This window comes from Bacillus nitroreducens, assembly GCF_964021195.1.
In genome coordinates this window covers 3,321,354-3,333,452 of sequence record NZ_CAXHYI020000003.1, presented here as the reverse complement: position 1 = coordinate 3,333,452, position 12,099 = coordinate 3,321,354, and the positions used below count along the sequence as shown (strand labels likewise).

The 12,099-nt window shown below is 35.9% G+C and carries 12 protein-coding genes; 3 read left to right on the top strand and 9 right to left on the bottom strand.

Annotation, left to right across the window (positions count from 1 at the left end; genetic code table 11):
* Positions 1 to 195: 195 nt before the first annotated feature.
* On the bottom strand, positions 196 to 1,035 hold the full coding sequence (locus ACWPVE_RS20170) for an aldo/keto reductase (protein ID WP_453996512.1): 840 nt from the start codon (positions 1,033 to 1,035) through the stop codon (positions 196 to 198).
* Positions 1,036 to 1,174: 139 nt separating this feature from the next.
* Positions 1,175 to 2,938, bottom strand: coding sequence for a sulfatase-like hydrolase/transferase (locus ACWPVE_RS20165; RefSeq protein WP_453996510.1), 1,764 nt, complete (start codon positions 2,936 to 2,938; stop codon positions 1,175 to 1,177).
* 454 nt (positions 2,939 to 3,392) lie between these two features.
* Here ACWPVE_RS20165 and ACWPVE_RS20160 point away from each other — a divergent pair, with 454 nt between their 5' ends.
* The gene (locus ACWPVE_RS20160) at positions 3,393 to 4,745 is read left to right on the top strand and encodes an IS1182 family transposase (RefSeq protein ID WP_453990812.1); all 1,353 of its coding nucleotides are present in this window, start codon (positions 3,393 to 3,395) and stop codon (positions 4,743 to 4,745) included.
* Positions 4,746 to 4,866: 121 nt separating this feature from the next.
* On the opposite strand, the gene ACWPVE_RS20155 is transcribed toward ACWPVE_RS20160, so the two are convergent.
* From ACWPVE_RS20155 to ACWPVE_RS20145, 3 genes are all read right to left on the bottom strand, one after another.
* The gene (locus ACWPVE_RS20155) at positions 4,867 to 5,466 is read right to left on the bottom strand and encodes a response regulator (protein ID WP_453996508.1); all 600 of its coding nucleotides are present in this window, start codon (positions 5,464 to 5,466) and stop codon (positions 4,867 to 4,869) included.
* Entirely contained in the window at positions 5,463 to 6,590 is a 1,128-nt protein-coding gene (locus tag ACWPVE_RS20150) for a sensor histidine kinase (RefSeq protein ID WP_453996506.1), read from the bottom strand. The genes ACWPVE_RS20155 and ACWPVE_RS20150 overlap by 4 nt, the downstream gene beginning before the upstream one ends.
* A gap of 401 nt (positions 6,591 to 6,991) precedes the next feature.
* Positions 6,992 to 8,029, bottom strand: coding sequence for a fatty acid desaturase (locus tag ACWPVE_RS20145; protein WP_453996504.1), 1,038 nt, complete (start codon positions 8,027 to 8,029; stop codon positions 6,992 to 6,994).
* A 301-nt stretch (positions 8,030 to 8,330) separates the two neighbouring features.
* Here ACWPVE_RS20145 and ACWPVE_RS20140 point away from each other — a divergent pair, with 301 nt between their 5' ends.
* Positions 8,331 to 8,921 carry a guanylate kinase gene (locus tag ACWPVE_RS20140; RefSeq protein WP_453996502.1) on the top strand — a complete coding sequence of 197 codons (591 nt, stop codon included), beginning with the start codon at positions 8,331 to 8,333 and terminating at the stop codon, positions 8,919 to 8,921.
* Positions 8,922 to 8,972: 51 nt separating this feature from the next.
* Here ACWPVE_RS20140 and ACWPVE_RS20135 read toward each other — a convergent pair whose 3' ends face one another.
* A complete protein-coding gene (locus ACWPVE_RS20135) occupies positions 8,973 to 9,905 on the bottom strand; it encodes a manganese-dependent inorganic pyrophosphatase (protein WP_453996500.1) in 933 nt (310 codons plus the stop codon).
* Positions 9,906 to 9,994: 89 nt separating this feature from the next.
* Complete coding sequence (locus ACWPVE_RS20130) at positions 9,995 to 10,288, bottom strand: DUF6509 family protein (protein WP_453996498.1); 294 nt, start codon at positions 10,286 to 10,288, stop codon at positions 9,995 to 9,997.
* A 278-nt stretch (positions 10,289 to 10,566) separates the two neighbouring features.
* Between ACWPVE_RS20130 and ACWPVE_RS20125 the strand changes: the two genes are divergently transcribed.
* Complete coding sequence (locus tag ACWPVE_RS20125) at positions 10,567 to 10,767, top strand: hypothetical protein (RefSeq protein WP_453996496.1); 201 nt, start codon at positions 10,567 to 10,569, stop codon at positions 10,765 to 10,767.
* 35 nt (positions 10,768 to 10,802) lie between these two features.
* Here the strand turns inward: ACWPVE_RS20125 and ACWPVE_RS20120 are convergent, their stop codons facing one another.
* Positions 10,803 to 11,756 (bottom strand): ArsA family ATPase, encoded by a 954-nt coding sequence (locus tag ACWPVE_RS20120; RefSeq protein ID WP_453996494.1) that lies wholly within the window; start codon positions 11,754 to 11,756, stop codon positions 10,803 to 10,805.
* A gap of 14 nt (positions 11,757 to 11,770) precedes the next feature.
* Entirely contained in the window at positions 11,771 to 12,034 is a 264-nt protein-coding gene (locus ACWPVE_RS20115) for a cory-CC-star protein (protein ID WP_453996492.1), read from the bottom strand.
* Between the last annotated feature and the right edge of the window lie 65 nt (positions 12,035 to 12,099).

Genomic DNA, 12,099 nt, shown 5'->3' with positions numbered 1-12,099 from the left:
AACCTTTTTACGGAGGGGAAATATCCTTCCAGAGGTATCGACGCTTTTTAAACAGGGGTTGATCCTTTCTCTCCAAGCAACAAGTGTGGCTAGAATGGAGACGACACCTTCTGATGATAATCGGTAAATTCTATCAGCATAAAGAGCTACAAAATATTAAAACCACACAGATTATCTGTGTGGTTAATCAATTGATCACTCAAATCCTGCTGTCATTTCGTCAGGGTTGGATCCAACTCGATCATTTTTATTGAGTGCGCTTATTTTTACCATATCTTCTTGTGTGAGTTCAAAATCAAATACATCGGCATTTTCTTTAATTCGGTTTTCCTTAATTGATTTTGGAATGGTCACAACACCGTTCTGAAGATCCCAACGTAAAATAACTTGCGCTACAGTTTTATTGTATTTATTACTAATTTCAACTAGTGTTGGGTCATTTAGTAATTCACCACGTTTAAGTGGAGACCAAGCTTCTAATTGAATTCCTTCCTTTTTACAATACTCATGCAAATCTGTTTGCGTAAGATGAGGATGGTATTCAACTTGGTTAACCATTGGTTTAATTTCTGAATTATTGATAAGGTTTTCAAGATGGTGAATGTGGAAATTACTAACACCAATTGCACGTACACGGCCATCTTTATAGAGTTTTTCAAGTGCGCGCCATGTATCAATATACTTATCTTTACCTGGCCAGTGAATGAGATATAAGTCTAAGTACTCGAGACCAAGCTTATTAAGGCTTGTTTCAAATGCTTGAAGTGTTGATTCATAGCCTTGATCGCTATTCCAAACTTTAGAAGTAACGAAAAATTCCTCTCTGTTGATTCCAGATTCACGAATGGCTTGTCCTACACCCTCTTCGTTTTGATAAACAGCAGCAGTGTCAATGCTTTTATAACCATGCTTGATCGCCCATTTTACGGAATCGATAACCTCTTGTCCTTCTTTAACTTTAAATACACCAAGCCCAAACCAAGGCATTTTCACGCCGTTATGTAATGTCGTTGTATCTTGAAGACTCTTTACCATATTTATCCTCCTTTTGGTTTGAAAGATTTACCATTAACAGTTTCTCACACGTTAAGTAAATTTTCAATTATAAAGAATTTCGTTTAATCATTATTTTTCTTATCAAAAAAACGATACCTGTAGAGGCATCGCATTAAAGTTACTGCTTTGTTGGTGTGATCCTTTTTTGAATACGCTGATTATCCAATAAACTTAGGAGTTGCGACTGGATAAGTTTTGATTCAATCGTGGCATGTGATGGGTCAGCGAGATTAACTTGTTCTATTGGGTCTTTCGTTAAGTTGTAAAGCTCGAATTGATCAGGAAGGGGTTCCGTTTTTGTTGTAACTTTTAAAACTGAAATCGTGACTTCTTCCTCTATTAGAACCTCGCTCTCCACGCTTGTTACCTGGTCTTCGATTCCAGGGTTACTCCAAAATTGAGGGTTATCAAAATACCGAGTCAACTTCCATAGTTCCTTTTTTCTTTGAAGACCTGTTGGAATGTATGCAATCACGGTTTCAAGGTGGTTTGGTTGTACGACTGAATCATAAGGTTTGCCAGAGAATGTTGTTTGATGTAGTCCCCTCGTTACATCGTCGTCCGTCATAAAATAGACGGGCTCATTTTCACGTAGAATTTCAGTTTTTTCTTTTAGTAATGGAGTTAAGTTACGTCCAACAGGCGGATGCACTTCAGAATGAGTCTTTTTTAACTCCCTTTGAGCACTACTTAAATCAATATCGGCTAATCCTAATAAAGTTGGCAGAATATCAACATGACTTGTCAACATAGACGTTGTTTTACGCTCTTGAAATAATGTAGGACTATGAATAATAAATGGTACATGTATGGACTCTTCATACGCGTTATACCACTTTTGAAACAAACCGCCATGTGCCCCAAGCATGTCCCCGTGATCAGAGGTAAAAACAACAATTGTATTTTCATAGAAACGTGAGTTTTTCAGGGCGTTGTATACCTTCCCCATTTCTATATCGACTTGTTTTTGAAGAGAATAATATAACTGTCGATAAAATAAACTGTCCCTTGTAGGTTGAAATGTTTTATGGTAGGTTTCACGATAGCTTTTTTGTGCAGTAGGTTTTGTATCTAAAGATTCATTAGCTGTAGGTGCAGGCGGAATATGTGGAAGTGTGTGATCTACCTCAAAATGAAATAATGGTGAATGTTCGGTTAGGTCACCAAACAGTGTGATATCATGTGGATTTAAAAAAGATGAAACGATAAGCCATGGTTCCTCATTAGACTCTTTTTCAAGGGAACGAATTAACTCTACAACTTCTCGCGCATATACTTCATCACGCCCTTTTGTTCCGATACCTGCTGATGAAGCAGAATTTCTTGGGTCTGAGCCATGTGGTTCGGGACCTAGCCATCCAGAAAATCCAAATACATCAAGACGGTTTGCATCCAAATATAGTTGTTCCAATTTGCGGTCTGGAACTCCAGTAGTAGGATTATAGCTTTTTAGTGCTTGATGTGTACCTGGAATTAAAATATCAGCTACACTTGTATGCCATTTCCCTTTCCAAAATGTTTTGTACCCACCATGACGAAAATAATCTCCAAATGTAGGAACGGTATTTGGATCTAGCCAAAACACATCAGGTTCAAAGCTTTCTGCAGCACCCCCTATTGTTTTTGTAAGTCCGTGTAGGGATGGATATTGTCCTGTATATAATGTAGCTCTACTAGGAGAACATGCAGTACTTCCCACATAATGATTCAAGAATTCAAATCCATTTTTCCGAAGTATTTCCTGAGTTTTAAGATTCTCTTTACACCATTTTTTTAATGGTTCATCCTCATAGACGGTTGGAAAACGCTGTTCATCCACAATAAAAAACAAGAAATTGGGTCTTTGTTTTGGCGACGGTTTGTCATGCACTTTCTTATTCACTTGGAAAACCTCCTTTACGCCAAGTATTCTTTATCATATGCCTAGTATAAGTTGGAATTTTATTATCTAGAACTTTTCTTTTACTTTATTTAATAACTTTATTTGATGGTTTAGCCATACCTGTAGCATAAGTTTTTGTGATGTGGTGATATACCAATAATCGGTCTAGCGTTTATCTCCCAGTGTTTAACGATGCCGTAATATATTGGTACCTGTACTTGCAGTAAATTTTATAACATTTAATATGGAGTTGGATCTACCAGTAACTTTATATTCGTTGTAATACCTCCTGAACATAAAAAAAGAGAGGTTCCCCTCTCTTGCGAAAATTGGTTTACTTAAACCAACCAGGCTGTCGAGAAAGTCTCGACAGCCTTTATTCTTTTGATACACTTTAATAATTCACTGCGTTAATATGTTATAATATATTTAATAAATTAGGGTTGGTGATATTGTGTTAAATACTAGGGAAAATACACAAAATGAAATTGAATTTGTATCAATTGACGAGCTTGTTCCAGATAACCATCTGTTACGAAAAATAGATAAATACATAGATTTTTCTTTTATAATTGAGAGAGTAAAACCTTACTACTCTGAAGATAATGGTCGACCTTCGATCGACCCTCTTGTTCTTTTTAAAATGATGTTTATTGGATATTTTTATGGTATCCGTTCCGAAAGACAGCTTGAACAAGAGATAAAACTTAATGTCGCATATCGTTGGTTTTTAGGTCTCAGATTTAAAGATCCTGTACCACATCATTCCACAATAAGCTGGAATCGTCATAAGCGTTTTAAAGATACAGACATCTTCCAAGAAATCTTTGATGAAATTGTTCTTCTTGCAATGAATCACAAAATGGTTGGCGGAAGAGTCTTATTTACGGACTCCACTCATCTCAAAGCTAATGCGAATAAACATAAATTTACAAGGGAAGAAGTTGAAGTAGAAACTCGTGAATATTTAAATGAGTTAAATAAGGCAATTGAAGAAGATCGTGCTGAACATGGAAAAAAGCCTTTAAAGGAAAAGGAGGAGGTGAAAGAAACAAAAGAGATTAGAGTAAGTACCACAGATCCAGAAAGTGGGTTTATGTCGCGAGACAATAAGCAAGAGATGTTCTGTTATTTAGACCATCGGACAACAGATTTGAAGTTTAACATTATAACTGATGCATTCGTAACTCCAGGTAATGTCCATGATTCAATACCATATCTTAGCCGTTTAGATCGTCAAATCTTACGATTTAACTTTAATGTGGAAGCTGTTGCTCTTGACTCTGGATACTTAACTAATCCGATTTGCAAAGGATTATCAGATCGTAAGATCTTTGGAGTTATTGCCCATAGAAGGTATCAACCAACAAAAGGACTCTTTCCAAAATGGAAGTTTAAATATAATAAAGAAAATGACATTTATGTTTGTCCAAATAGCGAGGAACTAACATATCGTTCAACTACAAGAGAAGGTTACCGAGAGTACAAGTCAGATCCCAAGAAATGTTCAACCTGCCCTCTTCTTGAACAATGCACTAGATCCCGGAATAAGCAAAAAGTTGTTACTCGTCATGTTTGGGAAGATCATAAAGATAAGGTGAGGCTAAATCGCCTCTCTCTGGAAGGGAAAATTCTTTATAAGTTTAGAAAAGAAACCGTAGAGCGAAGCTTCGCAGACTCAAAAGAGCTGCATGGGCTTCGCTACTGTAGGTTACGGGGAATTAAAAATGCTAGTGAGCAAGTATTACTTACAGCAGCCTGCCAGAACATGAAAAAGATTGCCAACCACCTAGCCAAACAAGGCTAGATGGTTGGGAGTGATATTTTCAAGATTTTTGATAAAGAATAATGTCAACTTACAACTACAAAAACCACCGAAAACAAAAAGTGTAGAGAAAAAATACCCCTTTCTCTACACTCTGATTGGTTTACTTAAACCAACCTTTTTCTTTTGATTGAGTGATAGCCTCGATCCGATTTTTCACTTCCAGTTTATCCAAGATGGTAGAAATATAATTTCGAACAGTTCCTGTTTTAATACGTAATTCATCGGCAATTTCTTTTGTGTTTTTCCCATCTGCGACGAGTTCGAGTACTTCTCGCTCACGACCTGTTAATGGATTTTCATCAGCATATAGATCATCCATTAATTCTGGTGCGTAGACACGTTTGCCACTCATCACACTTCGGATTGAGTCTGCAAGTTCCTCACTCGGACTATCTTTAAGTAAGTATCCCTTCACACCCGCTTTTAAAGCACGTTGAAAATAACCTGTACGTGCAAATGTGGTTAAAATAATTACTTTACAGTCTGTATCCTTTAATTCTTCAGCGGCTTCAAGTCCTGTCTTTTGAGGCATTTCGATATCCATCATACAGATATCGGGCTTGAGCTCTTTTACAAGAGAAATAGCTTCTTGTCCGTTACTTGCCATCCCCACTACTTCCATATCATTCTCTAAGTTTAAGAGTGACCCTAACGCTCCAAGGACCATTCTTTGATCTTCTGCAATCACGATTCGAATCATAAAAGTCCCTCCACCTCTACCTGTTTGCGGACATTCGGTATTTTAATAATTAGTGTGATCCCGTCTTCCATTAATATTTCTAGTGTTCCATTAACAAATTCAAGGCGTTCCCTCATCCCTTGAAGACCATGTCCATCACCAACATCTTTCGTTGGAATGCTTCCGATCCCATCGTCTTTAATAATTACTGAAATTTCATCATCATGTTGTAGGATTTTAATTTTACAATGGGTCGCATGGCTATGCTTTACTACGTTATTGATCGCTTCTTTTATCAACATGCTAATCATATTTTCGTAGAAAAGTGAAACATCTTTTAAATCTTGAACATATTCAAATTCGATTCCAGCGGCTTTTAATATTTCCTTTACACGAATAATTTCATCCTTTATACGAATGCCTCGCATCTGAGATACCATTTGTCGCACTTCATTTAGTGCGGTACGTGCGGTTTGTTGCACATCCTTTAATTCATTCCTTGCTTTTTCTGGATCTTTATAAATTAGTTTCCTTGCTAAGTCACTTTTTAGTCCGATCATTGAGAGCTTTTGTCCTAATGTATCATGAAGGTCTCTAGCAATTCGTTGACGTTCTTTATATTTTACAAGCTCTGCAATCCGTTTATTCGCATCCTCAAGCTGTTCCTCTAACTTCTCTTGTTTCTTTCGATTATATATATTAAAAGGTAACAGGATTACACTAATCCAAATAATGATAGCGAAAGGCAGCTGAGATAAAAATACCTCGTCCTTAATTACGAGATTATAATTAATTGAAAATGTAGTAGCTACTAAATGGATGATATACAACGTTAAAAAAGCTACACGATTCTTTATATTCCCATTGTAATATGCAATATAAAACGAGAAATAGATAAAGGCAAACAGAATCGACATGGTTAACGATATTCCAATTAAGATGGACGTCCATAAATAGACTGGCCATTTTTTAGAAATAAAAGCAAAACGTAGTGAAATGAAAAAGATAATCGTCAAGATGAGTCCAGTAATGATCTCAGGAGTAGATGACGATTGAAAGATGAAATAAAACGGTAAAATGCTCATTACTGCCCAAATATAGGGAGATATTCCAGACCATTTTTGAAAAAACGAATATTTCTTCATTGAGTTTACCTCATTTTTTTACTTGTATAATATCATGATTACATAGACCTTGGCTATTTTATCCATTTTTCCACATGATGTACAATTTTTTTGAAATATACTATGATTAGCAGAGGATTATCTTACTCATCGGATAAAGTACATAAATTTAGGATGTTTTCGCACTGATTGTTGCTCTATAACCCTCTTAGTCAAAGTAAATTGAAGTTTAACGATGTGTTGATTTCGGTTGTGGATGGACGCTTATATTACGGGCATGGCCTTAGCTTACCCATCCTGCAGTGTGAAGAGCGAGAAGGCTCGCCCGCGCACCCGCTAAAAAGCAGAGTGTGTAGCAGACCAGAACGTTGTCTTTAATATAATTTTTTATAAAAGAGCCTAAATTTAAAGGAAAACCCAGCTTATTTTTCTAAGCTGGGGATTTTTTTGACATTCTTTTGCTCGGCAACCATCTCTTTAATTTTTCCATATCCGACAAAGACCTTTTCATTTTCGTCCCATAAACGGAATTTTAAAGATTTAAGACTTGTTTTTAAGGTGATAGTTGGCACATGTTGAAGTGGAGCAGTTTGATTATGCACCTCTTCAAGCTTGTAATTTGGAACGCGTGGACTTAAATGATGCACATGGTGATAGCCAATGTTTCCTGTTAACCACTGCAAGGGCCTAGGAAGTTTGTAAAATGAACTACCTTCAACTGCCGCTTTTACGTATTCCCAATTTTCATCTTCTTCAAAATAAGAATCTTCAAATGTATGCTGAACATAGAATAACCAAACTCCTGCAATTCCTGAAACCATAAAAATCGTTCCTTGCACGAGTAAAAACGATTGCCAACCGATTGTAACACAGAAAATGGCTGCAATTGTCACGATCCCGAGATTGGTGATATACGTATTGATACGCTCTTTCGATTTTGCTTTTCTTCTGTTAAAACGATTTTCAATTAAGAACACGAAGATAGGACCTAATATAAACATCACAAATGGATTGCGATAAATTCTGTAGCATAGACGCTTCCAAACAGACGCTTCCAAGTACTCTTCAACTGTTAAGACCCAAATGTCTCCAGTGCCACGTTTATCGAGATTGGAGCTTGTTGCATGATGGACAGAGTGATCATGTCCCCACTTACTGTATGGAAATAATGTTAAAATACCGCAAATGGTACCAATGATTTTATTTGCCTTACGATTTTTAAAGAACGAGTGGTGACAACAGTCATGAAAAATGATAAAAATTCGCACAAGAAACCCTGCTGCAACTACTCCTATTACCAGTGTCAAAAGGTAAGAAATATCCAATGCATAATAGGCAAGTGCCCAAAGTCCAAAATAAGGAATGATGGTGTTGCAGAGTTGGATCAAACTTGCCTTAAAGTTTGACTTTTCAAACGGTGCCACTTGCTTACGTAAACTTCTGTGATCTAATTTGTTCATATAATCCTTTCCTTTCTAGATGTTCATTTCATATTTTAAGCAAATTTTCAAAATTAATTAGGGAATTTAGCTAATAAAAACCAAATATTTCTTCATTTACTATGCTATAGGAGAAACATGAAATGTACTAGACATAGGTGTCATGTGAAATATATGACAAATGTCATATGTTGAGTTGAAAATTTAAAATACACAAAAAATTAACACAGGATTCTGGGCTAATGAGAGCTTTTCATGTTATAATTATTTGACAGAATATTTCAACTGTTACTTTAGCAAATATCTAAAAAGGAGGAACTATATGTATAAATTAAAGGAAAAAGAGAGAATCTTCATTTATACTGGTCCTGATGGTTCTGGAAGAAAAACATTAGGCAAAATGGTCGCTACAGCATTTGATATGCAAACTGTTCCCTCATTCACAACCCGAAGCCCTCGCCCCTTTGAAAATAACGGAGAAGACTACCACTTTGTAAGTAAAGAAACTTTTCAACAAATGATGCAGCAAAACGAATTCCTAGAGAGTGTCGAAATTGATGGACATTATTATGGAATTCGTGAAATCGACATTATCAATATTTTTAAAAAACATAAGATTGTTTATTTAACGCTTAACCCTGAGGGAGCCAGTCTATTAAAGGAAATGTATGGAGATAAAGCGATACGCATTTTTGTATATGCTGATCGCGAAACGGTATATGAACGACAAGTTAAACGTGGTGATTCTAAAGAGGACATTGAAAGACATATGAAACACTACGATGAAACCATGGCCTATAAAACGTCATGTGAGCATGTGTATGAAAATTATGATTTACCACAAGTCTCTTACCAAATTAGTGAAATGATTGAAACGTATCTTGATAGACAGCTAATTGCCGATGACTATTAAAAAATAACGCCCTGTGGTTGAAATGAAACTCCACAGGGCGTTATTTTTATCTTATAGGTTATTAAAGCTTTCAGTTAATACTGGTACAACTTGTTTTTTACGAGAAACAACGCCTTTTAATTCTGCCGTTTTGTTATCAAGTGTTACATTGAATGCTTTTTCAACGGCTTCTGTTTTCGCACCAATTGCTAGTCCTACTGAGTCATTGTTTAAAATGTCTGTAATAACAAGAAGGAATAAATCCAGCTCGTTATCTTTGATTTGTTGATTCATGACCTCTTCAAGCTCACTTTGTCTTGCGAGTACATCTTGTGGGTCAACCACATTTACTTGAGCAATTTGTACTTTGTTGCCATTCATCGAGAATTCTTTTGAATCTAATGAAACCAATTGTTCAGCTGTTTTATCACTTACATTTGCACCTGCTTTTAACATTTCAAGACCATAACTTTCTGCGTCTACTCCAGCAATTTCAGCTAATTCACGAGCAGCTGCAATATCTTCCTCTGTACAAGTTGGTGATTTAAATAAAAGTGAATCTGAAATAATTGCAGAAAGCATTAATCCAGCAATATCTTTTGTGATTTCAATATTATTTTCTTTATAAAGCTTGTTAAGAATAGTTGCTGTACAACCAACAGGCTCAACTCGGAAATACAATGGGTCACTCGTTTCGAAGTTTGCCACACGATGATGGTCAATAACCTCTTTAATTGCTACATTTTCCAGACCGTCAGCACTTTGTTGACGCTCATTGTGGTCCACTAAGATAACATTTTGAACCTCATTCGCTACATTTTCAACTAAACGTGGTGCATCTGTTTTAAAATAATCCAATGCATATTGAGTTTCACTGTTTACCTCGCCTAAGCGAACTGCTTCAGCGTCCATGCCCAGTTTCTTCTTTAATTCAGCATATGCAATTGCTGAGCAAATTGTATCGGTATCTGGGTTCTTATGACCAAAAACAAGTACTTTTTCCATTTATTCATTACTCCTTATTGCTTAATATGTATGATGTACTCTATCATTTTACACAAAGAATCACGTACATTAAAGAAGTTTAGAGATTTTTATTCATTTTCTTCATCTAAATGTGTTTTACAAAACTCAAGAACAACTACCTCTTCTTCTTCCTCAAGCTGAAAGTCTAGCACTTTTTGAGTGCCTTTGTCATAGAAAGAATACTGAGCAATCCGTTCTCCCTTTTGATCAACTGCAAAAATCACTTTTAGTTCAATTCCATGTTCAGAGTATAGTTCATCATCCTCGGGAACTTCAATATCTAGAAAGAATTCATATCGGTCTCCTTCTAATATACCTGTTGGATCCTTTAACTTTTCAACCGAGTATCCTGTTATATTCATTTTTATGTCCATCCTTTCACTTACGTTAAGCTCCGTACCTATTATACACATTCTTTCCAGAACAGTGAAAGAAGATTTCTATTCCGCACTTCTTTTCATTTTGTACACTTTTAAATCATAGGACTTCCTTTTATTAAATAAACTAATAACATATCCTAAAACGAAAGCTTAAGGTGAATACCCAACTTTGACAAGTATGAAAAGCATGAATCAAAGCAGTTACAATTTCATGAAGTTGGTCACTTTCAGCTGAAAATTGGAAAAGGAGTTGTGGTCAAATGGCAGTAATGAATAAGATTGCATTATTATTTGTCGTTCTGTACTCTGGTATCATTTTGGCAAATACGTATTTAGGGGAAACGGAACGGGTACAGTCTAATGTTGTTATTTTTGTATTGAATGGATTTGCTTATATTGTATCAGCGATGGAAATGGAAAAAGAGAAATCTCAGCTTTCTGAAAATAGATCAATCGCATAAAAACGACCGCTTCGATTCCTTAAGCGGCCGTTTTTTTATCTTTTCCGTATATTTACAAGAACGTTTCTTCTAATATGTTCTGCAAAATCTTCCAAAAGTTTGATTGAATTGATATCTTGTTCAAATAATGGGATATACAATTTTTGTTGAGATGGAAATTCTTTTTCGATACTAGAAATATAGTCTTTTTCTAGTTCTTTACGCCTTTTTAAAAATTGGCCAACAATATCTTCATTTAAAATTTTATTAATGAAAAGCGTATTGATTGATATATTATGTCTACCCAACAATTGTAAAGCTTTTGCTGTTTCAATAATTGACAGTCGTTCGGGGTTAAGAACGAAAATGAACCCTGTTTGGTTATTATTTAAAATGATTTTCCTTACTGTAGAAAATCGTTCCTTGCGTTGCTGTAAAACTTTGTAGATTGGATCATCAATGGGTTCCCCATCATTTAATAGCTGTGTATAGGTTTCATTTCGCTTCTTTCTTCTCTCAAGCATTCCATCAATCCACACACCCATCAATTCAGGTAAAGTCAATAATCGGATCGTGTGTCCAGTTGGTGCAGTATCAAAAACAACTGTATCGTACTCTTTCCCTTCGTCAAGGATTATTGATACAATTCGATCAAAAAGTGCTGCTTCTTCTGCTCCTGGTGAGGAGCTAGCAGCTTCAATTTGCCGATTGACCTCTTCCTGCATATGTGAACTAACAACACCTCTAATATTTTCTTTAACCGAGTTAATATAATTCTTTGCTTCTATTTCAGGATCAATCTCCACTGCATCTAAACCTGGATAGACCCTTATAGCTCGATTGTTTAATGGCTTATGAAAAATATCACCTACATTATGAGCAGGATCTGTAGAGACAAGTAACGTTTTGTAACCTTGTTGAGCATGTAATAACGCTATAGCTGATGCACTCGTGGACTTTCCCACCCCACCCTTTCCACCAACAAATATAATTTTATTTTTACCAATCATGTTCTCCCCTCCTATTAACAACACCGTATACCTGTAAGTGGTGATTTTTCCATCCCCATACGTAAATGCCACTCATGAAATTTCTCAATTATATAAGGGTATAGCTCTAATGTATAGTAGAAAGCAGGATTTGGAAGACCAAGCGTTTCTGATAAACATAATAGTAAGAAAAGGTCGTCTTCATCTCGTAGCTCTCGTGCGATTTCTGTTCGATGATTAACTGAGAGTATCTCGTCGTATAATTGAAGCAACCTTTTTAAAGCATCTATTCCCTTCATTTCATTCCCTTCTTTCTATCAGTAAAAAAGGAAGCCCCCATATCGAGGTTTCCTTTTTCATACTG